The following is a 26649-nucleotide window of genomic DNA, read 5'->3' on the forward strand; positions in this document are numbered from 1 at the left end:
CTAGCCGAAACACTTCAGCACGTCGAGCACGCGGCCCGCGCGCACCGCCTGGTACTTCTTGAAGAAGGCGGCGTCGACCGAGCGTGCGCGCCCGTGCGCCTGCGCGTCGCGGTAGCGCGCGAGCGCGCCGGGCCCGCCGTTGTAGGCCGAGTAGGTCGCGCGCACGAGCCCCTCGATGCCGCCGCGCCGCTGCTCGCCCTTGGCGTAGGCCAGGTCGAGGTAGTAACGCACGAGGATCTCGCTGCCGGCGCGCGCGTTGTACGCCGGGTCGCCGAGCAGGAAGCGCGGGTCGTAGAAGCCGCGCCACACGCGCGAGTTGACCTGCATGAGCCCGACCGCGCCGGCGCGCGAGCGGATCGCGCGCACCTGTCCGTTCACGCGCACGTAGTGGCGCCAGCAGGTCTCCTGCCAGGCGGTGGCGAGCTGCAGCTCGAGATAGGCGCGCCGCACCTCGGGCTCGGTCTTCTTGCCACTCACCGCGGCTTCGCCCGCTCCGTGCAGCAGCCGCTGCACCAGCGGCAGATACTCGCTCAGCTCCGGGCGCAGCGGCGCCCAGTTGCGCAGCCGCCGCTCCTCTTCGTGCGTGAGTGGCGGCAGCGAGGGCAGGGGCACGGGCTCGGCGGCACGCGCGGCGGGCAGGATCGCCTGCGCGAGCCAGCGCAGCCCGGAGTCCAGGCGCGAGGCGTTGGGGTCCGGCGGCGCTTCGGGCGGGACGGCCGGAGTGACTTCCGGCGGGGCATCCGGTGCCGGCTCGTCGAGGTCGGGCGCGGGCAGCGGCTCGCCGAAGTCGAGCGCCCGCCGCAGCTCGGGATCGACTGTGTCCGGTGCCGCCAGCGGGTCACTCGTGTCCGCCGGCGGCGCGATCACGCGCGCCAGCCGGCGCATGCCGTCGGCGGTCATCTCGAAGCCGAACTCGGGGCCGAGCGCGTCGAGCGCCGTGAGCGCGTCGGCCGCGGCCACGAAGCCCAGGTAGCGCAGCGCGCCCTTGGCGCCGAGCTGCGGCCCGAGCTCCCGCAGCGCCGCACCCAGCCGGCGCCAGGTGGCGAGGAACAGCGGCCGCACGGGGTCTTGGGAACGCACCGGCGCAGCCAGTGACTCGACCAGCTCCTCGCGCGCGTCGAGCAGCACCTCGAGCAGCTGCTCGCGCAGCGCGGGATCGGTGGTCTGCGTGCCGGCGTTCTTCACCACGTAGGTGATGAACCCGTCCCAGCGCGAGAGCGCGGCCTCGAAGCGCGCGAGCTCGTCGGGCGTGAGCTCGGGCGCCGCGCCCGCGGGTTCGGGCGGCGCCGCGCCGGGCGCGTCGAGCCGCAGGCCCAGCACCAGGTCCTGCGGCGTGGCCGAGGCCGAGTCGAGCGCGAGTGAGTCGACCAGCGCCTGCGCGCGTGGCACGTTCGCCGCCGACAGGAACAGCGGCAGCGTGGCGCGCAGGTCGGCCATCGGCGCCGACAGGTCGATCGCGAGCTTCTCGAGCCGCGGCCGCACCCACTTCTCGACCCAGTCCCAGACCGTGGTCGTGGTGCCGCGCACCGAGCCGTCGGCCTCGAGCAGGCGCGAGTCGCGCAGCCGGAAGCGCACGAGCGGCGCGCCGGGGTCGATCTCTGGCTCGAGCTGCGACGCGATCCGGCCCTGCCACTCGACCGCGAACAGACAGATGCCCAGGAACAGCGTGCCGAACTTGGTCGACACGTCCGCGTCCACCAGCACCGCGCCCTCGCCGCCGCGCACCGCGGGGTGCGAGAGCACCACGTGGTTGCAGTCGACGCCGTCGCTGTGCACGACCGCGGTCTGCTCCGGGTCGGTGAACGCGGTGGCGAGCAGGAGCTCGCGCAGGAAGCCGTAGTCCAGGTGGATCGGCACGCGCACGTCGCGTGCTTCCGCCGGACGGGCGAGACACAATAGCAGCGCGAGCCACGCGAACGGTCGCATCGACCGCGCGAAGAGTACCGGGTTCGCATCGGAGCCGCATGAACCTCTTCACCTACGGGTCCCTGGTCTTCGCGGAGGTGATGCGCGCAGTCACCGGCCGCTCGTTCGCGCACGAGCCGGCGCGGCTGCCCGGCTGGACGCGCGTGTGCATCCGCGGCACGCGCTTCCCCGGCGTGCGCGCGCGCGCGTCGGCCAGCACCTCCGGCGTGCTGTGGCGCGGCCTCGACCCGCGCTCGGTCGCGCGGCTCGACCGCTTCGAGACCCACCATTACGAGCGCCGCACGCTGACCGTGCGCACCAGCGCGGGCGAGAACGTGAGTGCCGAGGTCTACGTCATCGCCGAGGCGCACCTCGGCGCGCTGTCACAGGAGCCCTGGCGCCCCGACCGCTTCGCGCGTGAGTCCTTGGCGGCACTTCTCAAGGCGCTGCAGCAGGCCGAGCGAAGGCCGCCCTGAGCGAGGCCCGCAAGCGCCGGAGGCGCACGCAGTGAGCCGCAGGCGAACGAAGTCAATGAGGCCGAGCGAAGGCCGTCCTGAGCGAGGCCGCAAGCGCCCCAGGGCGCGCGCAGTGAGCCGAAGGCGAACGAACGCCCAGTCGGACGCGTCAGTCGTTTCTGAACGTGAGATTGTCGTTGGTGAGACACTTCTCGGAGTCGATCGCGCTCTTCACCTGCAGATAGCCCGGCCAGCCGTAGACGGGGATGAACCCCAGCCAGAACTTCTTCTGCGGTGCTTTGTGCAGAGGTCCGAAGCCCTTCAGGTACCACTCTCCGACCCCGGGGTGGAAGATCGACCACCACATGGCGCCTTGTGCGGAGCGGCCGCCACACATCTTCTCGGCGTGGGCCGCGGGCGCGGCGGCAAACAGCGTGAACGTGAACGAGAGGACGACAAAGACCCGGCAGATCGCACGGTTGTACATGAATCTCACCTCCCGCCGAGTTCGTACCAAGCTCGGTCCTGCCCGGCAACGATGCAATCGGCGGGCCGCGCTTGCGCATGAAGGGTGGGCCGTGTACCCAAGGCGGGTCTCCGCGAGACGGGGACGAGGAGGGCGAGCATGCGGGGGGTGCTGCGCGCGGCGGTTCTGAGCCTGTCACTCGCCGCGGGTGTGCTCGCGTGCAGCGGCGGCCAGGGCGGTGGCGACAAGATCGTCGTGGGTCACGTCGCTTCCATGACGGGAGACACCGCGACCTTCGGCCGCAGCGCCGACCAGGGCATGCGCATGGCGATCGAAGAGCTGAACGCCAAGGGCGGCGTGCTCGGCAAGAAGCTCGAGCTCGTGACCGAGGACGACCGCTCGGTCACCGAAGAGGCGCGCACCGCGGCGCAGAAGCTCCTGCAGCGCGACCACGTGATCGCGCTGCTCGGCGAAGTCGCGTCGTCGCGCTCGCTGGCCGCGGCGCCCGAGGCCGAGCGCGCGAAGGTGCCGATGATCTCCCCGGGCTCGACCAACCCCAAAGTGACTGAGGGCAAGGACTACGTGTTCCGCGCCTGCTTCATCGACCCGTTCCAGGGCGCGGTGATGGCGAAGTTCGCGGCCGACGAGCTGCACGCCAAGCGACTCGCGATCCTGTTCGACTTCAAGCAGGACTACTCGGTGGGGCTCGCGGACTTCTTCCGCCAGACCGTGAAGAAGAACGGCGGCGAGATCGTCGCCGACGAGCGCTACACCTCGGGTGACATCGAGTTCCGCGCGCAGCTCACGACGATCCGCGCCGCGAACCCGGACGCGATCTTCGTGCCCGGCTACTACACCGAGCTCGGGCTGATCGCGAAGCAGGCGCGCGAGCTCGGCATCACCGTGCCGCTCCTGGGCGGCGACGGCTGGGACTCGGAGAAGACGCTCGAGATCGGCGGCGACGCGGTCGAGGGCTACTACTTCTCCACTCACTACGCGGCGGACTCGACCGACCCGCACGTGCAGGAGTTCGTGAAGCGCTTCCACGACAAGTACGCCGCCACGCCCGATGCCATGGCGGCGCTGGGCTACGACACCGCGGGCATCCTGGCCGATGCGCTGGCGCGCGCCGGCTCGACCGACGGCGAGAAGCTGAAGGACGCGATCGCCGCCACCAAGAACTTCGACGGAGTGACCGGGAAGATCACGATCGACGAGCACCACAATGCGCGCAAGGACGCCGTGGTGCTGAAGATCGAGGGCGGGAAGTTCCGCTTCTTCCGAACCGTCTCCGCGGAGTGAGCGGCGCCGCCGGAACGTGGAGAATCTGCTCCAACAGCTCTTGAACGGAGTGACTTGGGGCTCGATCTACGCGCTGATCGCGCTGGGCTACACCATGGTGTACGGCGTGCTGCGCCTGATCAACTTCGCGCACGGCGAGGTGTACATGATCGGCGCGATGAGCGGCTTCTATGTCGCGCGCGCGCTCGGCGTGGGCGCCGAGCCCAGTCTGTTGGGGCTGGTCGCGGTGTTGGCGGCCTCGATGGCCATCTGCGGCCTGCTCGGCGCCACGATCGAGCGCGTGGCGTACCGGCCGCTGCGCGGAGCGGGGCGACTCGCGCCGCTGATCACCGCGATCGGCGTGTCTCTCTTCCTGCAGAACGCCGGGCAGCTGGTGTTCGGTGCCGACCCGAAGTTCTTCCCGCCGTTGTTGCGCTCGCGCGAAGTGTTTCGCGCGGGTCAGGTCGCGATCTCGAACATCCAGGTCACGGTGCTGGTGACCGCGCTCGTGCTGATGGGCGCGCTCGAGTTCATCGTGCAGCGCACGCGCTTCGGCCGCGCCATGCGCGCCGTGGCCTACGACGCGCCGGCCGCGGCGCTGATGGGCGTGCCCGTCGACCGCGTGATCTCGGGCACGTTCGTGTTGGGCTCGATGCTGGCCGCGGCGGCCGGGATCCTGGTCGGTCTCTCGAACCCCAAGATCGAGCCGTTGATGGGACTCATGCCCGGGCTGAAGGCGTTCGTCGCGGCGGTGCTGGGCGGCATCGGCAGCGTGCCCGGCGCCATGATCGGCGGGCTCCTGCTGGGCGTGATCGAGACACTCGTGACCGGGTATCTGTCCAGCACGTACCGCGACGCGATCGCGTTCGTGATCCTGGTGGTGATCTTGTTGTACCGGCCGACGGGTCTGTTCGGCGCGCCGCAGACCGAGAAGGTGTGAGTTGAGCGCGGCGCGGCTCGGGCAGGTCGGGGCGGCGCTCGCGGCGCTCGCGGCGTTGCACTGGGGCGCGCCTGCGCTCTTGAACCCGTACTACGCGACCATCCTCGCGCGCATCGGCATCGCGGTGGTGGCGGCCGTGAGCCTGCAGCTCGTGAACGGCTTCACCGGCCAGTTCTCGATCGGTCACGCGGGCTTCATGGCGCTGGGCGCCTACGGCTCGGCGGCGTTCTCGGTGTATCTCGGTGCGGCTCTGCTCGACGCGCTGGGGAACGGCGCGCTGGCCAGGCTCGCGTATTTCCCGCTGCCGCTGGTGTGCGGCGGGCTGTTCGCCGCGCTGGCGGGACTGGTGGTGGCCGTGCCGACCCTGCGTCTGCGCGGCGACTATCTCGCGATCGCGACCCTGGGCGCGGGCGAGATCATCCGCATCGCGATCCTGAACGTGGACGCGGTCGGCGGCGCGCGCGGCTTCTCGCTGGCCTCGTCCGATCACCCCGCGGTCGACCTGCGCTTCGACAGCCTGGCGGGCGTGTACGGGGTCGCGGCGCTCACGATCCTGGCGATCGCGCGGCTGGTGTATTCGGGCGGCGGGCTGGCGTTCCGCGCGGTGCGCGAGGACGAGACCGCGGCCGAGTCACTCGGCATCGCCACCACGCGCGTCAAGGTCGAGGCGTTCCTGGTGGCGAGCTTCTTCGCGGGCGTCGCGGGCGCGCTGTTCGCGCACAGCGAGGGTTACATCCACACCAACAGCTTCAGCTTCGTGCGTTCGTTCGAGCTGGTGGCGTTCGTGGTGCTGGGCGGCCTGGGCTCGATCTCGGGCGCCGTGATCGCCGCGGCCACGCTCACCGCCGCGCCCGAGCTGCTGCGCGGCCTGGGCGAGTGGCGCATGGTGCTGTACGCGCTGCTCTTGATCGTGACCATGATCCTGCGGCCACAGGGCCTCTTGGGTCAGCGGGAGCTCCTGCACTTCGGGAAGAGACATGGCGCTGCTCGAAGTTCGTGACTTGACGGTGCGCTTCGGCGGACTCACGGCGGTGTCGCACCTCGACTTCGGCGTGGAGGAGGGCGCGCTGGTCGCGCTGATCGGCCCGAACGGCGCGGGCAAGACCACGGCCTTCAACGTGATCACGGGCGTGTACGCGCCCAGCTCGGGCAGCGTGCGCTTCGCGGGGCGCGAGATCGGCGGCGCGCAGCCGCACGTGATCTGCGCCGCTGGAGTGGCGCGCACCTTCCAGAACATCCGCCTGTTCCGCGGGCTCAGCGCGCTCGACAACGTGCGCGCCGCGCTCCAGGGGCGGAGCCGGAGCGGCGTGCGCGACGTGCTGCGCGGCCCGGCCTGGCGCCGCCGCGAGGCGCAGGCCGAGGACGAGGCGCTCGCGCTGCTCGCGACGCTCGGGCTCGAGGCGAGCGCGGACGCGCGCGCCGACTCACTTCCCTACGGCGAGCAGCGGCGACTCGAGATCGCGCGCGCGCTCGCCACCCGGCCGCGCCTGCTCCTGCTCGACGAGCCTGCGGCGGGCATGAACCCCGCGGAGAAGCAGGCGCTGCGCGAGCTGATCGCCAAGCTGCGGCGCGTGCTGCGGCTGACGATCGTGCTGATCGACCATGACGTGTCGTTCGTGATGAACCTGTCCGAGCGCGTCGCGGTGCTCGACCATGGCGAGAAGATCGCCGACGCCACGCCCGAGACGGTGCGCGCCGATCCGCGCGTGATCGAGGCCTATCTCGGCGCGGACTCCGAGGCGGGAGCGGGCGCGTGAGCGAGACCCTGCTCTCGGTCGAGTCACTCGACGTGCGCTACGGGGCGATCCACGCGCTGCGCGGCGTGTCGTTCGAGGCCCGCGCCGGCGAGATCGTGAGCCTGATCGGCTCGAACGGCGCGGGCAAGTCGACGCTCTTGCGCGCGATCTCGGGCCTGATCCACCCCGCGTCCGGGCGCGTCGCGCTGCGCGGGCAGGACGTGACTCGCGCGGCGCCCGAGGCGATCGTCGCGCTCGGCTGCTCCCACGTGCCCGAGGGCCGGCGCATCTTCGCGAACCTGACCGTGCTCGAGAACCTGCAGATGGGCGCGTGGCCGGGCCGCGCGCCCGAGAAGGCGGGGCTGGAGCGCGTGCTCGGCCTGTTCCCGCGCCTCGCCGAGCGACTCACCCAGGCCGGCGGCACGCTCTCGGGCGGCGAGCAGCAGATGCTGGCGATCGGCCGCGCGCTGATGGCGGCGCCGGCGGTGCTCCTGCTCGACGAGCCGTCGCTCGGACTCGCGCCGCTCCTGGTGCGCCAGATCTTCGAGATCGTGCGCGAGATCAACGGCCAGGGTACGACCGTGGTGCTGGTGGAGCAGAACGCCCACCAGGCCCTGCGCCTGGCGAAGCGCGCCTATGTGCTCGAGACCGGGTCACTCGCGCTCTCGGGCGAGGCCTCGGAGCTGGCGCGCGATCCGCGGGTGCGACGCGCCTATCTCGGCGAGGCGGCTCCGGGGTAGAATCGGCCGGGATGGACCTGCGCAGACACGCTCCGAACGCTCTCTCCGGTCTGCGCATCGCGCTGGTGCCGGTGTTGCTGTGGCTTTCATTTCGAGGACACCCGACGGCGTTTCTCGTGACCTTCGCGTTCTCGCTCTCGACCGACTTGCTCGACGGCTACCTCGCGCGCCGCTTCCGCTCGGGCACGCTGCTCGGCGCGAAGCTCGACAGCTGGGGCGACTTCGCGACCTATGCCGCCTTTCCGCTGTGCGCGTGGTGGGCGTTCCACGACAAGGTCACCGAGCAGCTTCCGTTCGTGATCGCCGCGCTGGTCGGGTTCCTGGCGCCGACGGTGATCGGGCTCGCGAAATTCCGGCGCATCACCAGCTACCATACGCGCCTGGCGAAGGCGGTCGCGATCGTGATGGGGGTGGGTTTGATCCTGTATCTCGGCTTCGGGGTCGCGGGATTCTTCCAGGCAGCGGTGTTGTTTCTCATGCTCGAGGCGATCGAAGAGGTCGCCATCACCGCCGTGCTGCCGGGGTGGCGCGCCAACGTGCCGTCGTTCGCCGCCGCGCTGCGCATCGCGCGCGCCGCGAAGCCGGCGCTCTTGCTGGCGCTGGCGCTCGTGGGTCTGGCGGGGCGGGCCGCCGCGCAGGCAGCGCTGCCCGACCTCACGCCCGACGTCTCGGACCTGCTCGTCGAGTACGACACGAGCGTCGACGAGGGCGACGTGGCCGAGGGCTGCGCGGCCGCGACCGATCACCGCGACCTGGTGCGACTCAGTCTCACCACGCGCAACGACGGCCCGGGCGAGGAGGAGCTCGGCGACCCGATGTGCCCGAACTGCCTGACCCACCCCGACGAGGTGTGCGGCAACCCGCTGTTCATCTGCAGCCCGGCGGGCGGTCACGACCACCCGCACTACCAGGACTTCCTGCGCTACGAGATCGTCGACCCCAACGACCCCAACGGCACGGTCGCGGTGGGCGGCAAGCGCAGCTTCTGCCTCGAGGACACCGACTGCGAGCCCGGCTTCAAGGGCAGTCACACCTGCGAGGACCAGGGCCTGAACCCGCACTGCTCCGACACCTATCCGTACTGGCTCGGCTGTCAGTACGTCGACGTGACCGACCTGCCCGACGGCACTTACGATCTGCGCGTCACCGTGGACCCGCTGGGCCAGATCGCGGAGACGGACGAGACCAACAACGTGCGCATCACGACGGGCATCCTGATCTCGCGCGCCGCGCCCACCGACCACACGCTCGACGGCGGCGCGCTCCTGCTGAAGGGCGCGAGCGTGCTGCGGGTCAAGGCCAACTCACTCGACAAGCTCGACCTCTCGACGCCGGACTTCGATCCCACGGTCGCCGGCGCGACCCTGGTCGTGACCGACACGGGCGCAGGAGAGCAGATCGCGTTCGGCCTGCCGGCCTCGGGCTGGAAGCGGGTGGGGAAGGCGAGCGGCCCGCGCATGTTCCGGTACAAGGGCGACGGCTCGGACCTCGACCCGTGCCGCTCGGTCCAGCTCTCGCGCGGCGGGCTGCGCGCGCGCTGCAGCCTGGCGGGCGACCACGAGCACATTCCCCTGCCGGTGAAGGGCGACGTGGCGGTGCAGCTCATGCTCTCGGGCGGCCAGCGCCTGTGCGCCAGCTTCGGCGGCGTGAACGTGCGCAACGACAGCACGCTGGTGAAGCGGAGGAACGCCGATCCCGACGGCTGCAGCCTCGATTGATTCGTGAGTCGTGACTCGCTGCGCGCGGTGCTGTGGGACCTGGACGGCGTGCTGGTCGACAGCTACGAGGTGTGGTTCCACCTGTTGAATCACTGCGCACGCGCGTTCGCGGCACCGGCGGTGTCGCGCGAGGCGTTCGCCGCGGGCTGGGGCCAGGGCATCGAGCGCGACGTGGAGAGCTTCTACCCCGGCCGCACGATCGCCGAGGTCGAGGCCTTCTACCACGCGAACTTCATGGCGCACGCGGCGCACCTGCGGATCGACCCCGACGCGGCGCGAGTGATCGCAGGCCTGCGCGCCGCCGGCCTGCGCCAGGCGCTGATCACCAACACGCCCGGGCCGCTCGCGCAGGAGATCCTGCGCCACGCGCGCCTCGAGCTCGACGCGGTGGTCGGCGGCACCGACGTGGCGGCGGGCAAGCCCGCGCCCGACATGGTGCTCGAGGCCTGCCGCCGGCTGGGAGTGACTCCCGAACGGGCGGTCGTGGTCGGTGACTCGCGCTTCGATCGCGCCGCCGCCGCCGCGGCGAAGGTCGCATTCATCGGCCTGCGCCTGGACGGCGGCGTGCGAATCGAGCGGCTCAGTGAGCTACCGGGCTTGCTCGGCGGCTCGAGGCGGTAGCCGCGGCGCGCAGCTCGCGAGTCACGAGATAGAGCAGCGGCCCGAACGAGCCGGCGAACACGGTCACGATCAGGAACGGCCAGGGCGAGATGCCGCGCGCGCGCGCGTCCGCGAGCATCCAGATGCAGCCGAGCGCGCACATGATCACGAGGTCGGCCAGCACCTGGCCCTGGCCCCAGCTCTGGAAGTGCGGCTCGATGATGCCGAGGTAGCCGACCTCGCGCAGCGCGAGCGCCGTAAGCAGACCGAACAGGCCGAGCACCACGAAGAGCGCGAGAAGCCGAAGAGACATCGGGGGTTCCTCCCAAGGTTGTGAGGCCAGGATCGGTCGTGCCCTGCGGCGCTTCAATTACCTGCGAGGTCATTGAGCCGCCTCCGCGGCCGCGCGAGAATCCAGGCCGAGAACGAGGAGAAGCACCGTGTCACTCTCGACCCTCCGCGCGCGCCGCGTCGAGTCCTCGCCGTTCCCAGGGCTCCTGAAGGCCGGGCGCAAGCGCCGCAGGCTGTCGCAGCTCGAGCTCGCGCTGCAGTCCGGAGTCTCGCAGCGCCACCTGAGCTTCCTCGAGTCGGGCCGCGCGAAGCCCAGCCGCGCGATGATCCTGCAGCTCAGCGAGACCCTCGAGGTGCCCCTGCGCGAACGCAACGACTGGCTCGTGGCCGCGGGCTTCGCGCCCGTGTTCCGCGCGCGACTCCTGGACGACCCGCAGATGAACCAGGTGATGAGCGCGGTGCGGCTCATGCTCGCGAATCACGAGCCGTTCCCGGCCATCGCCATCGATCGCGCCTGGAACATCCGGCTCGCCAACCGCGCGTTCGAGCGCTTCGAGTCACTTCTGGGCGCGAACGTCTGGGCCCGGGTGGGCGGCGCGGAGCGCAACCTGATGCGCCTCACGTTCCACCCCGGCGGCATCCGCCCGCTGATCGCGAACTGGGCGGAGATCGCGCCGCTGCTCTGGCACCGCGCGAGCCGAGAGGCCGAGGCCGTCGGCGGCCAGGACATGAAGGCCGTGCTGGCCGAGCTCGCGCCCTACCAGTCGAACGAGACTCTCTGGGGCGACGCCGACGCGGCCCTTCTGCCCGTGCTGCCGCTCGTGCTGGAGATCGGCGGCGTACGCATGTCTCTCTTCACGATGATCGCGACCTTCGGCACGCCGCAGGACGTGACCGCCGACGAGCTGCGCATCGAGAGCTTCTTCCCCGCCGACGCGGCGACGGAGCAGCTGTTCCGCTGACTACTGCAGCGGCGCCAGATCGATCTTGTACAGGTCGGCGACGTTCTGCGACAGGATCGCGCGGCGCTGCTCTTCGCTGAGCTGCGCCGCGTGCTCCTTCAGCATCTCCTGCGACCACGGCCAGGTCGAGTCACTGTGCGGGAAGTCGTTGGCCCACATGAGCCGGCGCCAGTTCATCTGATCGGCGCTCTTGAACGCGACCCAGTCGTCCTGGAACGTGGTGTAGATGTGCTCGGAGAAATACTCGGACGGCAGCTTCGAGAGCTGCTGTCCGGCCGGCAGCCAGTAGCGGTGCCGCTTGTAGGCGTGGTCCATGCGGTACATGTAGTGCGGCACCCAGCCGGCGTCGGCCTCGACGCACACCACCCGGAGCTTCGGGTGACGCTCGAACACGCCGCCCAGGATCAGCGTGCCCATGATGTCCTGGCAGCCGCGGATGATCGACAGGAAGCTGTTCATCTTCGGGCCGCGCGTGGGCGCGGTCTCGCGCACGGTCAGGATGTGGAACGAGAGCGGCAGCTCGAGCTCGACCGCCGCCTCCCAGAACTCGTCGTACACGAGTGAGTCGTAGTCCTCGACCGCCGGGTTGCCCGGCATCATGACTCCGCGCAGGCCGAGTCTCTGGATCGCGCGCAGGTCCTCGATGCCTTCCGCGGGCGAGCGCATCGCGGTCTGACCCACGCCCAGCAGCCGGTCGGGGTGAGCCGAGCAGTACTGCGCGATCCAGCGGTTGTAGGCGTCGAAGCACGCCTTCTTGTAGTCGAAGTCGGCGTGATTGCAGAGCACCATGCCGACCGTGGGGTAGATGACCTCGGCAGACACTCCGTCGCGCACCTGGTCGGCCATGCGCGCCTCGGGATCCCAGCCGCCGCGGTGCAGCTCGGCGAACTTGGTGCCCTTGATGCGGATCTCTTCCGGTGGCTTGCCGGCCGCGGCCGCGAGCCCGACCAGCACCGGCCGCGCCATGCCGTCCACGATGAACACGTCACCCATCTCGCCGACCTGCTCCATGCGCGGCGCGCGCGACTTCCAGGCGTGATCGATGAAGTCGAGGTAGGTGTTGGGCGGCTCGGTGACGTGCGAGTCCGCGGAGATGATCGGGTAGGGCATCGGCGGCTCCTCCAGACCCCATGATAAGCTGCGCGGCGTCCGGTTCACCAATCGAGGGAGCCCATGGACCTCAGCTACAGCGCCGAGTACGAGAAGTTCCGCGGCGAGGTGAAGGCGTTCCTCGCCGGCTCCTGGCCGCTGCGCGGCGACGAAGCGAAGCTGCCCGGCGAGAAGCGCGCTGCGCTGTTCCGCGAGCGCGCGATCGCGGCGGGCTTCCTCGCGCGCTCGATCCCCAAGCGCTACGGCGGCTCGGAGCAGGCCGCCGACGTGTTGAAGGCGCAGATCATCCGCGACGAGTTCGCGCGCGCGCGCGCGCCCGGCGAGATGGCCGGCATCGGCCCCAGCATGCTCGTGCCCACGCTGCTCGAGAAGGGCAGTGAGTGGCAGAAGGAGCGCTTCATCGCGCCGACCATCCGGGGCGAGATCGTCTGGTGTCAGGGCTACAGCGAGCCGGGCTCGGGCAGTGACCTGGCGTCGCTGCAGACCAAGGCCGAGCTCCGCGGCGACGAGTGGGTGATCAACGGGCAGAAGATCTGGACCTCGGGCGCGCACCGCGCCGACTACATGTTCTGCCTGTGCCGCACCGAGCCCGCGGCGCAGAAGCACGGCGGCATCTCGTATCTGCTCTTGTCGATGAAGCAGCCGGGCATCGAGGTCCGGCCGCTGCGCCAGATGACCGGCGCCGCCGACTTCAACGAGGTGTTCTTCACGGACGCGCGCACGCCCAAGGACTGGATCGTGGGCAAGCGCGGCGAGGGCTGGCTGGTCTCGCGCACCACGCTCAAGCACGAGCGCAACATGATCGGCGACGCGGCCAACGCGCTCGCCACCTTCCAGTCACTCGTCTCGCTCGCGCAGCGCACCACGCGCGCAGGCAAGCCCGCGATCCAGGACCCCGCGATCCGCCAGAGACTCGTGCAGCTCGAAGGCTACGTGCGCTCGCACCAGTACTCGGGCTACCGGCAGCTCACCAAGGCCGCCAAGAGTCAGGACCCCGGCCGCGTCCAGCTCATGAACAAGCTCACCTCGACGAACATCGGCAACGAGATCGCGAAGCTCGCGCTCGACCTGCTCGGCGACGACGGACTCTACGAGCCGGGCGAGCGCACCCTGGGCGCCGGTCCGCGCAGCAACGCGCAGTGGGTCGGCCAGTTCATGTGGTCGCTCGGCAGCGCGGTCGCGGGCGGCACCGCGAACATCCAGCGCAACGTGATCGGCGAACGCGGGCTCGGGCTGCCGCGCGACGCCGCGGCGTCGGCGAAGGGCTGAAGCGTGAACTTCGACCTCTCGGAAGAGCAGGAGCTCTTGCAGGAGACGGTGAGACAGTTCGCGGCCAACGAGTGTCCCCCCACGCGCGTGCGCGCGATCTTCGACGGCGACGCCGGCCACGAGCCCGAGCTGTGGAAGGGGCTGGTCGAGCTGGGTCTGGGCGCGATCGCGGTGCCCGACGAGTTCGGGGGCGCGGGGCTCGAGCTGCTCGACCAGGCACTGGTCGCCGAGGCGCTCGGTGGGGCCGCGCTGCCGGGCCCGTTCCTGGCTCACTCGCTGGCCGGGCTCGCGATACTCTGGGCCGGCAGCGACCTGCAGAAGAAGACCTGGCTGCCGCGCCTGGCCGCGGGCGAGCGGCTGGGCACGGTGGCCTTCGACGACGGCGGCGAGCGCTGGCAGCCGAGTGACTGGTCGCTCCCGGCCGGACCGACACTCTCTGGTGTCAAGAGCGCGGTGCCGTTCGCGGAGCACGCCGACCTGTTCGTGGTCGGCACGGCGGGCGGCGGGCTCGCGCTGGTCGAGCGCGGTGCCCGCGGCGCCGTGACTCGCGACCTGCACGGCGTGGACCGCACGCGCCGGCTGGGCGAGCTCGCGCTCGAGAACACGCCGTGTGAGTCGCTGCCGAACGGGGTCGCGGCCTCGGCGCGCGTGCGCGACGCGGGCCTGGTGCTGCTGGCCGCCGACGCCTTCGGCGGCGCGCAGCACCTGCTCGAGGCGTCGGTCGAGTACGCCAAGACGCGCCAGCAGTTCGGGGTCACGATCGGGAGCTTCCAGGGCTTGAAGCACCAGCTCGCGAACCTGGCGGTCGAGATCGAGCCGGCGCGCGGCCTCTACTGGTACGCCGCGCACGCCTTCGACCACGTGCCCGAGGAGTCGGAGCGCAGCGCCGCGCTCGCCAAAGCGCACCTGACCCAGGTCTACATGCAGACGGCGCGCGACGCGGTCGAGGCCCACGGCGGCATCGGCTTCACCTGGGAGTGCGACGTCCAGATCTACTTCAAGCGGGCGATGTTCGACCGCGCCTTCCTGGGCACGCCCGCCGTGCACCGGGAGCGCGCGGCCGCGCTCGCCGGATGGTGAGGAGAAGTCATGAGTGACTCGCTGCACACGCGCTTCGACCTGAAAGACGGGATCGCGACGATCACGCTCCACCGGCCGGAGAAGATGAACGCCTGGACCGCGCAGATGGGCGCGGAGCTGAACGCCCACCTGGTGCGCTGCGACGAGGACGACGCGGTGCGCGCGGTGGTGGTGACCGGCGCGGGACGCGCGTTCTGCGCCGGCGCAGACCTGGAGCGCGGCGGCGAGACGTTCGCCGGCGGCGCCGAGAGCGCCGGGTCGGGCGCGCGGCCGCGCCGCGTGGTGCAGCCGTGGGAGGTGCGCAAGCCGATCATCGCCGCGATCAACGGCGCGGCGGTCGGTGTCGGCATGACGCTGCCGCTGCAGTACGACCTGCGCGTCGCCGCGAAGGACGCGAAGCTCGGCTTCCTGTTCGTGCGCCGCGGCGTGATGACCGAGCTGTCGAGCACCTGGATCCTGCCGCGCCTGGTCGGGATCGCGCGCGCCGCCGACCTGCTCTTGTCGGGCCGCATCGTGCTCGGCGAGGAGGCCGCGTCACTCGGGCTCGTGAACGAGGCCGTCGACACGGCACAGGTGCTGCCGCGCGCGCTCGAGATCGCGCGCAGCATCGCCGAGAACTGCGCGCCGCTCTCGGTCGCACTGACCAAGCGCATGATCTGGGAGCATCTGGGCGGCCCGCCGCCGCTCGAGGTGGCGAAGCGCGAGGCGAAGGCGCTGTGGGCGCTGGGTCGCATGGCCGACTCGCGCGAGGGCGTCACGAGCTTTCTCGAGAAGCGCAAGCCGCGCTGGACGCTCTCGCCCACCAAGGACATGCCCGAGATCCCGTCGCTCGACTGACTCGCCTTCGTTACGCTCCGGCGCCGTGATGCCGCCACGCGTCCGCCGTGCGCTGCTCGCGCTCGCGCTGTGCGCGCTCGGCGCGGCCTGTCAGACGCCGCAGGTGCGCGCCGACCGCGGCGCCTGGCGCGACGACTGGAACGGGCGCGTCGAGCGCGCCCAGAGTGACTGGCAGCACCCGTGCGCGACCCGGCCGTTCATTGCCTGGGCCGACGCGTTCCTGGCCGGCTGCGAGGGCGAGGAGCCCGGTCCAGAGTGTGAGGCGCGCTACTCCTGGGTGGAGGAGCGCGTGTCACAGTGCCGCGCTTGGACCGCCTGGCAGCTGCGCAATTTCAACCAGCACGAGCGCACCGAGGGAACGCCCCCGTCGATGCGCATCGAGTGATGCGCCGCGCGCTCGCGCCCTGCGCAGCGCTGCTCGCGCTCGCGCTCTGCGCCTCGGCGCGCGCGGGCGAAGGCGACGAAGCCTACGCGGGGCTGATTCCGCTCGCGGGCGACAGCCACCAGCACGCGGCCACGCTCTACATGATCGAGCGTTCGCAGAAGGATCCTCCGGTACCGGGCTTTCCGAAATACCTGCACGAGAACTCGTCGCCCTCCGACGCCTACGACGCGCTGCGCACGGGCGGCTACGACTGGGTGAGTCTCTCGCATCACGACACGAACTACCCGGGCAAGCTCGCCAACGTGTGCATCGACGCCATGAGCGAGAAGTACCGCTGGTGGCTCGCGCACGAGCCGCTGAAGGGCTTCCCCGACGCGACCCGCCCGGGCACCACCGTCGATCCGCCCAGCAACGAGGCGCTCGCGCTCTCGCGCGTCGCAGCGGCGAAGACCGTGAACGGCTTCCTGGCGTTCACCGGCCGCGAGTTCACCAACGAGAACTTCTTCCCCTCGGGCGTGGGGCCCCGCGAAGGCGGGCACAAGATCGTGGTGCTGCCGGGAGACACTCGCGGCCTGTGCACCGTCGACGGGCTCCTGGTCGGCGACGAATACTGCCGCGACGAGGCGCACCTGTATCTGTGGGCCCTGGGCGAGCGCTCGCGCCCGGTGCTGATCCAGGCGCACCCGGGGCTGGCGGACCAGATGGACCTGCGGCCGTTCCACCCGAAGAACGCGCCCGGCGGGTTCACGGATCAGTTCGTCGAGGGCATCGAGGTCGGCTCGGAGGCCCAGGACCCCCAGTGGGAGCAGGCGTACCAGCGCGCGCTGCATCTGGGCTACCAGCTCTTCCCGTCGTACGGCTCCGACGATCACTACGCGACCTGGCCGGGCAGCGTGCGCTCGCCGAGGCTCGGCGCCACCGTGTGCTGGGCCGCCGCGCGCACCCGGCAGGCGGTGATCGACGCCTTGCTCGCGCGCCGCTGCTACTTCTCGGGCTCGTTCGTGCCCGAGCTGCGCTTCTCGGTGCGCCCGCACGCCGGCGGCGCGTGGCAGCCGATGGGGGCCCGCGTCGACCTCGCGGACGGACTGGCCGACGTGCGCATCCACGTGCGCAACGACCCGCGCAACCGCGCCGATGATCCGGGCCTGGGGAAGCGGCTCGACTCACTCGACCTGGTGGACGACGCCGGCGCCGTGCTCGCGACCTGCGGCGCAGGCGCCAGCCCGCCCACGGGCGCGAAGGCGTGCGCCTGCGCGCGCTCCGCGGACGGCGCGGACACCTGCACGCTCGAGGTCGACTCACTCCGTCTCCACGACGGCGCGTTCTATCCGCGCCTGCGCATGTCGAATCCGGCCCCGGCGGGCTGCCGCTCGAAGGACACGCCGGAGCTCCTGCAGTACTGCAACACGGCGGCGCTCGGGGCGCCCGTGTTCGTCAACTGGGACCGCTTCCGTGCGCGCGGCCCGTACCGGCAGTGTGTGCTCGACCCCGACCACCTGCCGTGCGGCGCGCCCGGCTGCCTGCCGCCGGCCGTCGACCACGACCAGGACGGCTGGCCCGACGACTGCGACGTGTGCCCCTCCGTCAACGACCCGACCCAGCCCGACGCCAACCTCGACGGCTACGGCGACCGCTGCGGGCGCGACCCGGTGCTGCCACCCGCAGCGCTCGAGCTCAAGTAGGCCCTTTCGGCAGTCTGGCAGGAAGCGAGGGGTCTTTGTCGTTGCAGCCAGACGGCGGCCGGCCGATCCTGCGCACCATGAAGCTCGTTCCCTCCGCCCAGGCCGGCCGCGTGCGCCGCGTCTTGATGGTCGCCTTCCCCGGCGTGCAGGTGCTCGACGTGACCGGGCCGCTCGAGGTGTTCGCGAACTCCAACCGCCGTCTCGACGCGCTCCAGGACCGGCGCGCGCCGCGCTACACGATCGAGATCGCAGCCGCCCAGGCCGGGCCGCTCGCGACCAGCTCGGGCATGCGCCTCCACGCCGACCGCGCGCTGCGCGACGTGCGCGGTCCGATCGACACGCTCCTGGTCGCGGGCGGCGACGGCACGCGCGCCGCGGTCCAGGACCGCGCGCTCGTCGACTTCCTGCGCCGCACCGCCCCGCGCGCGCGCCGCGTGGCGTCGATCTGCACCGGCACGTTTCTCCTGGCCCAAGCCGGGCTGCTCGACGGCCGCCGCGCCACGACTCACTGGGCGAGCTGCGCGGCGCTCGGCCGGAGTCACCCCGCCATCTCGGTGGAGGGCGACCCGATCTTCGTGCGCGACGGCAAGTTCTGGAGCTCGGCCGGGGTGTGCGCCGGCATGGACCTGGCGCTCGCCATGGCCGAGGAGGACCACGGCCGCGAGCTCGCGCTCACGGTCGCGAAGTGGATGGTGCTGTTCCTCAAGCGCCCCGGCGGCCAGTCGCAGTTCAGCGTGGGGCTCGCCGCGCAGGCGACGGAGCACGAGCGCATCCGCGACCTGCAGGCCTGGGTCCAGTCACACCTGGCCGACGACCTGGGCGTGGGTCGGCTCGCCAAGCGGGCCGCGATGAGCCCGCGCAACTTCGCGCGCGTGTTCGCGCGCGAGGTCGGCGAGACGCCGGCGCGCTGGGTCGAGCGCGCGCGCGTCGAGGCGGCGCAGCGCCTGCTCGAGGAGAGCGAGCTGGGCGTCGACGCCGTGGCCGCGCGCTCTGGCTTCGGCACCGCCGAGACGCTGCGGCGCGCCTTCCTGCGCCAGATCCGCGTGTCGCCGAGCGCCTACCGCGCGCGCTTCCGCTCGGCGGCGGCCTGAACGACTGACTTTCGAAGGAGAGACGAAATGGCAATCACGACCGGAATCCTCTTGTTCGAAGACTTCGAAGAGCTCGACGCCGTGGGGCCGTGGGAGGTCTTCACGGTCGCCCGGCAGCTCTTCCCGGAGAACCGCGTGGTCACGATCGCGCGCACGAAGGACCCGGTGCGCGCGGCCAAAGGCATGCGCGTGCTGCCGGATCACTCGTTCGCCGACGCGCCCGCGCTCGACGTGCTGCTCGTCCCGGGCGGCCAGGGCACGCGCCGCGAGGTCGGCAAGCCCGAGCTCGTGGACTGGCTGCGCAAGGCTGGCGCGCAGGCCACCTGGGTCACGAGCGTGTGCACCGGCGCGCTGCTGTTGCACGAGGCGGGCTTCGCCAAGGGCAAGCGAGTCACCACGCACTGGGGCTTCGTCGACCAGCTGCGCGCGCGCGGCGACGTGGAGGTGCTCGACCACGTGCGCTGGGTGCGCGACGGGAACCTGGTGACTTCGGCCGGTATCTCGGCCGGCATCGACATGGCCCTGTGGCTGGTGGGCCAGATCCACGACCCCGAGTCCGCTCGCAAGGTGCAGCGGATCATGGAGTACGACCCGGCGCCGCCCTACGCGGCGGAGGTGTGAGTCATGAAGATCGCTCTCGCTCTCTACGACAAGTTCACGGCGCTCGACATCATCGGCCCCTACCAGGTGCTCTCGGCGCTGCCCGGCGCCGAGACGTTCTTCGTGGCGGCGCGGCGCGGGCCCGTGGCCGACGACAGCGGCGCGGTGCGGCTCGAGGCCACGCGCAGCTTCGGCGAGGTCGGCGAGGCCGACATCGTGGTGGTCGGCGGCTCGCCGTTCACCCACACGCTGATCCCGAACGACCCGATCATCCCCTGGCTGCGCGCGCTGCACGCGCGCTCTCAGTGGACCACGTCGGTGTGCACGGGCTCGCTGTTGCTGGCCGCGGCGGGTCTCTTGAACGGCCTCGAGGCCACGAGTCACTGGCTGATGCTCGACTATCTCGGCACGCTGGGCGCCAAGCCGACGCCCAAGCGCGTGGTGTTCGCGGGCGAGCGGATCGTGACCGCGGCGGGCGTGAGCTCGGGCATCGACATGGCGCTGGCGCTGGTCGAGCGCATGGGCGGCCGCGACCTGGCCGAGACCGTCCAGCTCGCGATCGAGTACGACCCGCAGCCGCCCACCGACGCGGGCTCGCCCGCCAAGGCGCGGCCCGAGATCGTGAGCGGCGTGCAGAAGCTGTTCGCGGGCATCCTCGGGGCGCAGACCTAGCCGCATCGGCTACGATGCGCGCCGTGGCGGAGTCACGACGCGGCCGGAGGCGTGGGTAGGGTGCCCACGCCGTCCACCGGGATTGCCGAAGCCGTGCGCGCGCACCTCGCGCGGGTGTTTCCCAAGCGCGAGCTGACGCGCGCGGCGCTGCCGCGGGCGGGCCTGGTGGTGAACCTGCCGGAGCTCGCGGTGTTCGAGGTCGCGCCGCCGCCGGGCGAGCCGCACGCGCCCTGGCTGTACGTGTCCGGCGGCGCTTCGGCCGAGCCCATGGACGACGGCTACGGGCTCGAGTTCCTGCTGTGCGCACCGGCGCGCGGCCTCGAGGCGGCGAAGCTCGTGGCCATGGTCGCGAACCTGCACGCGGACCCGCGCTATCCGCTGTCGCTCGGGCAGGTGCTCGAGATCGGCCATTCCTGGCTGCCGGGCGCGAGCGCCGACCACCTGGTCGTGGCGCTGCCCGCGGTCTTCGATCCCGAGCTCGAGTGGCTGTCCGACCGCACGGCCACCGCGCGCTTCATCTGGCTCTTGCCGATCACGAGCAGCGAGGCGGCCTTCGCCAAGCAGCGCGGCCTCGAGGCGCTCCAGTCGCGCCTGGGCGCGGCGCAGGCCGACGTCGCGGCCCTGGTGCGCGAGTCGGTGGTCTGAGCGCTCAGGCCCGCTGCAACACCGAGAAGTGTAGGCTCTCGCCGGGCGGCCCCGCGCGGCGCCGCAGCACCTCGAGCTGGCCAGCGAGGCCCTCGAAGAGACCGGCGTCGAACAGCGCGCGCTCGCGCCGGGTGCGCGCGCCCAGCGTGGCGAACGTGCCCGCGAGGCCGTGTGACCCGAGCACGAACGCGCTGGCGCGCGACTCGCGCAGCGCGCGTGTGAGTCGCGTCCAGACCGCGGCGCCCAGGCGCGCGAGCTCGGGCGCGGGCGCGCCCTCGAGGTCGAGCACCACCAGCGCGAAGCCGGTCTTGATCAGGAGCTCCGCCGAGCGCAGCGCGGCCTGGAGCCCGGGCGGGCGCACCCAGAGCACGTCGTCGAGCCGCACGCCGGCGCGCTGCAGGTAACGCGGGTCGAGCGCGTTGGGCAGGTCGACCCAGCCCACCAGCTCGCTGCGCGCCGAGGTGAGCGCGGCCATGCGGTAGGCGAGCGCCGTCCGGCCCGAGGACGGCTCGCCCCCGAGCTCGATCAGGCACCCGCCCATGGAGAGGGAGGTGGGGCGGAGGAGCTCGTCCGGGGAAAACGTCTCCTCCGCCCCGGGGGTTTGCCTCGTCCTTTCGCTCGTGCGGTGGGTTTTCGAAGCCGGCGCTGCCTCGGGTGGGGGACTCGAGGCACCGACTCGAACGCGATCCGCGAGGCCTGCCTGGAGCAGCATCTCGCGCAGGGCGTCGACTCGGACCGGGCTCTGTCGCACGGAGGGAGTTTCGCTCTATTTTCGCCTCGGAGTCAAGCCCGAAGTTTCCATAGAATCCCGGGCATGGAAGCCAACGGACCCAACGCGGAGCAGATCGAGTACTGGAACAAGCAGGGGGGACCGCAGTGGGTCGCCCAAGTGACTCGCATGGACTCACTGATCGAGCCGCTGGGCGCCGCCGCCCAGGAGCGCGCGCAGCCGCGCCCGGGCGAGCGCGTGCTCGACGTCGGCTGCGGCACGGGACAGACCTCGCTCCAGCTCGCCGCGCGCGTGGGCGCGTCGGGCGCGGTGCTCGGCGTCGACATCTCGACGCCCATGCTCGAGCTGGCGCGCGAGCGCGTGCGCCAGCAGGGACTCACGAACGTGCGCTTCGAGAACGCCGACGCGCAGACTCACTCGCTGCCCGCGGGCGCGTTCGACCTGTGTTTCTCGCGCTTCGGCGTGATGTTCTTCGTCGACCCGGTCGCGGCTTTCGCGAACCTGGCGCGCGCGCTGCGCCCGGGCGGGCGCCTGGCCTTCGTGTGCTGGCAGCCCGTGCTGCAGAACGCCTGGGTGCGCGAGCCGATGCTGGCGGTCGCCAAGAGCCTGCCGCTGCCGCCGCCACCGCCGCCCGACGCGCCGGGCCCGTTCGCCTTCGGCGACGCGGCGCGCACCCGGGGCATCCTCGAGCGCGCGGGCTTCTCCGACGTGGCGCTCGAGCCGAAGACCGGCGAGCTGTGGCTGGGCGCGAACGCCGCGGAGGCGTCGCGCTTCGTGACCGAGATCGGCCCCGTCTCGCGCGTGCTGCGCGATGCGCCCGAGGCCGCGCGCCAGGCGGCGACCGGGGCGATCGCGGAGCTCGTCGCCTCGCGCATGACACCGAACGGTGTCCACCTGGGCTACGCGGTCTGGATCGCGACGGCCACGCGGCGGTGAGTCGCCGCGCGCTCTTCGCGCTGGTCGCAGCCCTGGCCGCGCCGGGCTGCCTGACCATCGACACCCAGATGGACGCGAGCTACCCGGGCCCGTACGTCTACAGCGGCGTGCGCAAGGACCTGAAGATGTGGCCCGAAGCGCTCATCACCTTCAACATCGGCGCGTTCGTGTTCTCGTCGGTCGACTTCCCGTTCTCGCTGATCGGCGACACCGTGCTCCTGCCCTACACGATCCCGAAGGACAGCGCGCTCGCCGCGCAGCAGGAGGAGGAGCAGCGCGTCGACGTGGAGCGCGTGGCGGCGGTCCAGTCGCGCGAAGGTGAGTCGAAGGCCGAGACCGCCCATCGGCTGTTCGAGGAGTGCGCGCACCGCCTCAAGGCGGCCGACCCGCACTTCACCGACTGCTACAGCATCGACGCCAAGATCCAGATCATCGACGCCGCGCCCACGACCGGCGCCGAGTACAAGCCGGAGCTGCGCAAGCAGCTCGCGCACTGGAAGTCCTCGGGCGAGACCGTCGAGTGGCGCGACCCGTCGTTCTTCGAGGACGGCGGGCAGGTGCGCATCAGCGCCAAGCGCGCGGTCTCGACCAACGGCCGGCGCCTGCCCGTGTCACTCCTGGTGGGGCCGAGCGAGGAGGGCGCCTGGCGCATCCTGGAAGAGATCAGCCCGGGGCTGGGCGAGCCATGACTCCGCTCGAGGAGGCGGCGCGGCTCCTGCGCAAGTACGGCCACGGCGCGCACGCGGTCGCGATGGCGTCGCTCGCCGCGCGCGAGGAGGCGCGCGTCGAGGGCGAGCGCTTCTGGGCGGACCTGGCCGGCCCCGACGTGTTCGGCGGCGACGACTCGATCGCGGCAGTGACTCTGGGGGGCGCGGCCGCCTCCGAGAGCGAGGAGCTGGCCTGGGACCGCGCGGCCTTCCAGCGCGCGCTCTACCGGGTGGCGCAGGACCTGCGGCTGCGCGCCTTCGAGAGCGAGGGCTCGGAGCGCTGGCGTTTGCGCCTCCGCGAGGCGGCCGCCTCGCGCTAGATTGCGCGCATGGCCGAGGCCGAGCTGCTTCCCGGACGCGCGACCGCCGACGGCACCCGCCGCTTCGCCGGGCGCTTCTCCGGGCTGCCGGGTCACTTCCGCCGGCCCGACCGACTCACTCTCTCGTCGCTGGGTCTGGGCACCAAGTCGGGCATGCCCGGCGGCGTCGACGACCTGTGCTATCGCTCGGTGGTGCCGCGCGCGCTCGAGGGGGGCGTGAACGTCTTCGACACCTCGATCTCGTACCGGCAGCAGACCAGCGAGCGTGCGCTCGGCCGCGCGCTGGCGCGCGCGTTCCGCGAGAAGCTGGCCCGGCGCGACGAAGTGTTCGTGATCAGCAAGTGCGGGTATCTCGCGCCCGACGCCGAGAGCGTGATGGACGGCCGCCGCTACCTGGTGCGCACGTATCTCGACAGCGGGCTGGTGGCGCTCGACGAGGTCGTGAACGGCGTGCACGTGCTCTCGCCGCGCTTCATCACCGACCAGATCGAGCGCAGCCGCGCGAACCTGGGCCTCGAGACCATCGACCTGTATCTGCTCGAGGACCCGGAGCTGCAGCTCGCCGCGCGCGGACCCAGCGGCTTCCGCGAGTCACTCGCGGCCTGGTTCGAGGCGCTCGAGCGCGCGGTGCAGCGCGGCGCGATCGCCGCCTACGGCCTGTCCACCTGGCACGGGCTGCTCTTGCCGTACGGCGAGCGCGGGCACCTCTCGATGTTCGAGCTGCTCGAGACCGCGATCGCGGTCGGCGGGCCCGACCACCACCTGCGCGGCATGGCGCTCCCTTACAGCGTGGGGCAGGGCGAGGCCCGCGGCCTCGACTCACAGTTCGGCCCGGAAGCCCGGCCGGCCAACCTGTTCGACACGCTGCGCGACACCGGCACGTCGGTGTTCACCGCCGCGTCGCTGGTGCAGGGCCGCGCGGCGCGCGGGCTTCCGGCGTTCTTCCGCCAGGCGTTCCCCGACCTGGCGACCGATGCGCAGCGCTGTCTCCAGTTCGCACGCAGCACGCCCGGAGTCACCACGGCCCTGGTCGGCATGCGCAGCCCCGAGCACGTGGACGAGAACCTCGCCCTGGCCGAGCACGAGCCGTGCAAGCCGGAGCTGATCGACGCCCTGTTCGAGCGAGCGCGGCGGACGCGCTGAGAGCCGAGCGCCGGCCGCCCGAGCGAGGCCTGTGAGCCGCAGGCGAACGAAGTCGCTAAGGTTCGCCGGCTCCATATGGATCCGAGGGAATTCATCGAGCGCATGACCCTGCCCGTCTGGCAGGCGTGTGCCGCCGTGCGCTGGCTCGAGGGCCGGGTGCGCAATCGGCCCAAGGCCGACGAGCTCACGCCCGAGAAGGCGGCGCTCACCGACGGCGACTGCGTGTCGCAGGAGATCCTGCTGGTCGCGCTGCGCGCGCACTTTCCCGCGGTCTCGGTGTTCGTCGAGGAGGACACGCCGACCGCGGAGGCATTCGCCGGCAACCGCTCCGTCGAGACCGTCGTGATCGACCCGATCGACGGCACCGCGCGTTATCTGCGCGGCGACGGCCCGTACGCGCTGCTCGTGGGCCTCGAACGCGAGGGGCGGGTCGAGGCGGCGCTGGTCGCGGTGCCGCAATTCGGCGTGCTGGTGCGCGCCACCCGCGGTGGCGGCGCCGAGCTCGCGCGCAACGGCGGTGAGTTCGCGCGCGTGCGCGCCGAGCGCCGCGGCCCGCAGCTCCTGGTCTCGCACGGCTTGCCGCAAGAGGTGCGCGCGCGCGCCAACGCCTCGGGCTGGAAGCCGATCGTCGCCGCCGGCGCCGCGATCGGGATCGCGCCGTTGCTCGACGGCGTGGGCGGCGGCGTGCGCATCGCGGCGGAGTCGCAGGGCCTGTCGCGGCGCGCGTGGATCGCGGGGCTCCTGCTGCAGGAAGCGGGCGGCGCGATCGAGTCACTCGACGGCGCGCTGCCGGCGCGCTTCGAGCCCGGGGTGCGCGGCGCTCTGGTCGCAGCCACGCCGCGCGAGGTCGAGAAGCTGCGCGAGCTCGTGGCCTGATGACCGGCCCGGAAGACTCGCTGCTCGCCCGCGAGATCTTCGCGCAGCCCGAGCTCCTGGCGCAGTTCTGCGCGCAGCAAGGCGAGCGCACGATCGAGCTGGGCGCGCAGCTGGGCGCGCGCCGCCCCGCGGGCGTGCTGATCGCGGCGCGCGGCAGCTCGGACCACGCCGCGGTGTTCGCGAAGTATCTGTTCGGCGCGCGGCTCGGCGTGCCGGTCGCGCTGGCCGCGCCGTCGCTGATCACGCTCTACGAGCGCGAGCTGCGGCTCGACCGCTGGATCGCGATCGGCATCTCCCAATCGGGTGCCTCGCCCGACGTGGTGCGCGTGATCGCCGACGCGCGCGCGCAGGGCTGCGTGACGCTCGCGATCACCGACCGGCTCGAGTCACCGCTGGCCGCCGCGTCGGAGCACGTGGTCGGGCTCGGGCTCGGCGGCGAGCGCGCCGTGGCGGCCACGGCCTCGTTCACCACCAGCCTGCTCGCGCTCGCGCACCTGGCCTCCGGCTGGCGCGGCGAGGAGGACCGCGAGCTCGAGCGCGCCGCCGGCCTGGCCGAGCGCGCGCTCGCGCTGAACGCCGCCGCGCGCAAGCTCGCCGAGGCGCTCGCGCCGCACCCCGCCTGCGCCGTGGTGGGGCGCGGCTTCGGCTATCCCGTGGCGCTCGAGTGGGCGCTCAAGCTGAAGGAGCTCGCGGGCGTGTTCGCCGAGCCGTTCTCGGCCGCCGACTACCGGCACGGCCCGATCGCGCTGGCGCAGAGCGGCGCCCCGGTGTTCGCCATCGAGCTGCACGGCCCGGCCGCGCCCGACGTGCGCCGCCTCGCCGCGGAGCTGCTCGAGCGCGGCGCGCGCATCGTGCGCGTGGCCAGCGAGAGCGACGCAGATCTGTGTACCCCCGCCGCGCCCGAGTGGCTCGCGCCCATTCCCGCGGCGATCGCCGGTCAGCTGCTCGCCTTCTGGCTCGCGCGCGCGCGCGGCCGAGACCCCGACAAGCCGGCAGGCCTGAAGAAGGTCACTCGAACGCTTTGACTGATTGACTACGTTCGCCTGCGGGCCCTTGCTCGGCCCTAGCCGAAGGCCAGCTTCAGCCCCGGCCGGGGCCAGGGTGTCGAGACGAGCTTGCCCGTGGCCGAGAGCGTCACGTAGGCGGTGCGCAGGTCGTTGCCGCCGAAGCAGACGTTCGTGGTCAGCGGGTCGGGCATGGGCACGTGCTCGATCTTGCCGCCGTCGGGCGAGATCACCGTGATGCCGCCGTTCACGATCGTGGCCACGCACACGTTGCCGCCGGCATCGACGGCGAGTGAGTCGAGGAGCTGCAGGCCCGGCAGCCCGGCCAGCAGGTGGCCCTGGTTGGGCGAGCTGTGCGGGCGGATCTGGCCCGGCGCCGAGAGATCCCACCAGAACACGCGGCCGGTGTGGGTCTCGGCCACGTACACGCGGCTGCCGTCGGGTGAGAGCCCGACGCCGTTGGGCGCG

The 26649-nt window shown here is 72.0% G+C and carries 30 protein-coding genes; 24 read left to right on the plus strand and 6 right to left on the minus strand.

Features of this window, described 5'->3' with window-relative positions; genetic code table 11:
* Positions 1 to 1926 carry a transglycosylase SLT domain-containing protein gene (locus VMR86_19940; protein ID HTO09334.1) on the minus strand — a complete coding sequence of 642 codons (1926 nt, stop codon included), beginning with the start codon at positions 1924 to 1926 and terminating at the stop codon, positions 1 to 3.
* A 38-nt stretch (positions 1927 to 1964) separates the two neighbouring features.
* Here VMR86_19940 and VMR86_19945 point away from each other — a divergent pair, with 38 nt between their 5' ends.
* Positions 1965 to 2381, plus strand: coding sequence for a gamma-glutamylcyclotransferase family protein (locus VMR86_19945; GenBank protein ID HTO09335.1), 417 nt, complete (start codon positions 1965 to 1967; stop codon positions 2379 to 2381).
* A gap of 148 nt (positions 2382 to 2529) precedes the next feature.
* Here VMR86_19945 and VMR86_19950 read toward each other — a convergent pair whose 3' ends face one another.
* On the minus strand, positions 2530 to 2847 hold the full coding sequence (locus tag VMR86_19950) for a hypothetical protein (protein ID HTO09336.1): 318 nt from the start codon (positions 2845 to 2847) through the stop codon (positions 2530 to 2532).
* A 138-nt stretch (positions 2848 to 2985) separates the two neighbouring features.
* Between VMR86_19950 and VMR86_19955 the strand changes: the two genes are divergently transcribed.
* Genes VMR86_19955 through VMR86_19985 form a run of 7 tightly spaced genes read left to right on the plus strand, consistent with a single transcriptional unit; the run spans position 2986 to position 9862 of the window.
* Positions 2986 to 4128 (plus strand): ABC transporter substrate-binding protein, encoded by a 1143-nt coding sequence (locus VMR86_19955; GenBank protein ID HTO09337.1) that lies wholly within the window; start codon positions 2986 to 2988, stop codon positions 4126 to 4128.
* Between the two features lie 16 nt (positions 4129 to 4144).
* A complete protein-coding gene (locus VMR86_19960; protein HTO09338.1) occupies positions 4145 to 5047 on the plus strand; it encodes a branched-chain amino acid ABC transporter permease in 903 nt (300 codons plus the stop codon).
* A gap of 1 nt (position 5048) precedes the next feature.
* Positions 5049 to 6047, plus strand: coding sequence for a branched-chain amino acid ABC transporter permease (locus tag VMR86_19965; protein ID HTO09339.1), 999 nt, complete (start codon positions 5049 to 5051; stop codon positions 6045 to 6047).
* Positions 6025 to 6804, plus strand: coding sequence for an ABC transporter ATP-binding protein (locus VMR86_19970; protein HTO09340.1), 780 nt, complete (start codon positions 6025 to 6027; stop codon positions 6802 to 6804). The genes VMR86_19965 and VMR86_19970 overlap by 23 nt, the downstream gene beginning before the upstream one ends.
* A gap of 8 nt (positions 6805 to 6812) precedes the next feature.
* Positions 6813 to 7523 (plus strand): ABC transporter ATP-binding protein, encoded by a 711-nt coding sequence (locus VMR86_19975; GenBank protein HTO09341.1) that lies wholly within the window; start codon positions 6813 to 6815, stop codon positions 7521 to 7523.
* 11 nt (positions 7524 to 7534) lie between these two features.
* On the plus strand, positions 7535 to 9241 hold the full coding sequence (locus VMR86_19980; GenBank protein ID HTO09342.1) for a lysyl oxidase family protein: 1707 nt from the start codon (positions 7535 to 7537) through the stop codon (positions 9239 to 9241).
* Between the two features lie 3 nt (positions 9242 to 9244).
* Complete coding sequence (locus VMR86_19985; protein ID HTO09343.1) at positions 9245 to 9862, plus strand: HAD family hydrolase; 618 nt, start codon at positions 9245 to 9247, stop codon at positions 9860 to 9862.
* Here VMR86_19985 and VMR86_19990 read toward each other — a convergent pair.
* On the minus strand, positions 9822 to 10154 hold the full coding sequence (locus VMR86_19990; protein ID HTO09344.1) for a DUF2834 domain-containing protein: 333 nt from the start codon (positions 10152 to 10154) through the stop codon (positions 9822 to 9824). The genes VMR86_19985 and VMR86_19990 overlap by 41 nt on opposite strands.
* A gap of 127 nt (positions 10155 to 10281) precedes the next feature.
* On the opposite strand from VMR86_19990, the gene VMR86_19995 reads away from it, so the two are divergent.
* A complete protein-coding gene (locus tag VMR86_19995; GenBank protein ID HTO09345.1) occupies positions 10282 to 11094 on the plus strand; it encodes a helix-turn-helix transcriptional regulator in 813 nt (270 codons plus the stop codon).
* Here VMR86_19995 and VMR86_20000 read toward each other — a convergent pair whose 3' ends face one another.
* Positions 11095 to 12204: an amidohydrolase family protein gene (locus VMR86_20000; protein ID HTO09346.1), complete on the minus strand. Its 1110-nt coding sequence runs from the start codon at positions 12202 to 12204 to the stop codon at positions 11095 to 11097. It abuts the gene before it with no gap.
* 63 nt (positions 12205 to 12267) lie between these two features.
* On the opposite strand from VMR86_20000, the gene VMR86_20005 reads away from it, so the two are divergent.
* The 9 genes from VMR86_20005 (at position 12268) to VMR86_20045 (ending at position 20465) form a co-directional block, all read left to right on the plus strand.
* The gene (locus tag VMR86_20005; protein ID HTO09347.1) at positions 12268 to 13473 is read left to right on the plus strand and encodes an acyl-CoA dehydrogenase family protein; all 1206 of its coding nucleotides are present in this window, start codon (positions 12268 to 12270) and stop codon (positions 13471 to 13473) included.
* Between the two features lie 3 nt (positions 13474 to 13476).
* Entirely contained in the window at positions 13477 to 14553 is a 1077-nt protein-coding gene (locus VMR86_20010) for an acyl-CoA dehydrogenase family protein (protein ID HTO09348.1), read from the plus strand.
* A gap of 9 nt (positions 14554 to 14562) precedes the next feature.
* On the plus strand, positions 14563 to 15390 hold the full coding sequence (locus VMR86_20015; GenBank protein ID HTO09349.1) for an enoyl-CoA hydratase-related protein: 828 nt from the start codon (positions 14563 to 14565) through the stop codon (positions 15388 to 15390).
* Positions 15391 to 15418: 28 nt separating this feature from the next.
* Complete coding sequence (locus VMR86_20020) at positions 15419 to 15775, plus strand: hypothetical protein (GenBank protein ID HTO09350.1); 357 nt, start codon at positions 15419 to 15421, stop codon at positions 15773 to 15775.
* A complete protein-coding gene (locus VMR86_20025; protein ID HTO09351.1) occupies positions 15775 to 17457 on the plus strand; it encodes a hypothetical protein in 1683 nt (560 codons plus the stop codon). Before VMR86_20020 ends, VMR86_20025 begins: the two co-directional genes overlap by 1 nt.
* A 77-nt stretch (positions 17458 to 17534) precedes the next feature.
* A complete protein-coding gene (locus VMR86_20030; GenBank protein ID HTO09352.1) occupies positions 17535 to 18548 on the plus strand; it encodes a GlxA family transcriptional regulator in 1014 nt (337 codons plus the stop codon).
* 27 nt (positions 18549 to 18575) lie between these two features.
* Entirely contained in the window at positions 18576 to 19169 is a 594-nt protein-coding gene (locus tag VMR86_20035; GenBank protein HTO09353.1) for a DJ-1/PfpI family protein, read from the plus strand.
* Between the two features lie 3 nt (positions 19170 to 19172).
* Positions 19173 to 19820 (plus strand): DJ-1/PfpI family protein, encoded by a 648-nt coding sequence (locus VMR86_20040; protein HTO09354.1) that lies wholly within the window; start codon positions 19173 to 19175, stop codon positions 19818 to 19820.
* Positions 19821 to 19880: 60 nt separating this feature from the next.
* Positions 19881 to 20465, plus strand: a complete 585-nt coding sequence (locus tag VMR86_20045; protein HTO09355.1) for a suppressor of fused domain protein — start codon at positions 19881 to 19883, stop codon at positions 20463 to 20465.
* A 4-nt stretch (positions 20466 to 20469) separates the two neighbouring features.
* On the opposite strand, the gene VMR86_20050 is transcribed toward VMR86_20045, so the two are convergent.
* A complete protein-coding gene (locus VMR86_20050) occupies positions 20470 to 21006 on the minus strand; it encodes a hypothetical protein (GenBank protein ID HTO09356.1) in 537 nt (178 codons plus the stop codon).
* A 273-nt stretch (positions 21007 to 21279) separates the two neighbouring features.
* On the opposite strand from VMR86_20050, the gene VMR86_20055 reads away from it, so the two are divergent.
* From VMR86_20055 to VMR86_20080, 6 genes are all read left to right on the plus strand, one after another.
* Positions 21280 to 22131 carry a class I SAM-dependent methyltransferase gene (locus VMR86_20055; protein HTO09357.1) on the plus strand — a complete coding sequence of 284 codons (852 nt, stop codon included), beginning with the start codon at positions 21280 to 21282 and terminating at the stop codon, positions 22129 to 22131.
* Positions 22128 to 22820: a YceK/YidQ family lipoprotein gene (locus tag VMR86_20060; GenBank protein HTO09358.1), complete on the plus strand. Its 693-nt coding sequence runs from the start codon at positions 22128 to 22130 to the stop codon at positions 22818 to 22820. Before VMR86_20055 ends, VMR86_20060 begins: the two co-directional genes overlap by 4 nt.
* Positions 22817 to 23158, plus strand: coding sequence for a hypothetical protein (locus VMR86_20065; protein HTO09359.1), 342 nt, complete (start codon positions 22817 to 22819; stop codon positions 23156 to 23158). The genes VMR86_20060 and VMR86_20065 overlap by 4 nt, the downstream gene beginning before the upstream one ends.
* A gap of 9 nt (positions 23159 to 23167) precedes the next feature.
* Positions 23168 to 24301 (plus strand): aldo/keto reductase, encoded by a 1134-nt coding sequence (locus VMR86_20070; GenBank protein ID HTO09360.1) that lies wholly within the window; start codon positions 23168 to 23170, stop codon positions 24299 to 24301.
* 75 nt (positions 24302 to 24376) lie between these two features.
* Entirely contained in the window at positions 24377 to 25177 is an 801-nt protein-coding gene (locus VMR86_20075; protein ID HTO09361.1) for an inositol monophosphatase family protein, read from the plus strand.
* Complete coding sequence (locus VMR86_20080; protein ID HTO09362.1) at positions 25177 to 26202, plus strand: SIS domain-containing protein; 1026 nt, start codon at positions 25177 to 25179, stop codon at positions 26200 to 26202. The genes VMR86_20075 and VMR86_20080 overlap by 1 nt, the downstream gene beginning before the upstream one ends.
* A gap of 38 nt (positions 26203 to 26240) precedes the next feature.
* Here the strand turns inward: VMR86_20080 and VMR86_20085 are convergent.
* A partial coding sequence (locus VMR86_20085; GenBank protein ID HTO09363.1) for an SMP-30/gluconolactonase/LRE family protein occupies positions 26241 to 26649 on the minus strand: 409 nt, incomplete at its 5' end.

This window comes from Myxococcota bacterium (genome assembly GCA_035498015.1).
Classification (GTDB): domain Bacteria; phylum Myxococcota_A; class UBA9160; order SZUA-336; family SZUA-336; genus VGRW01.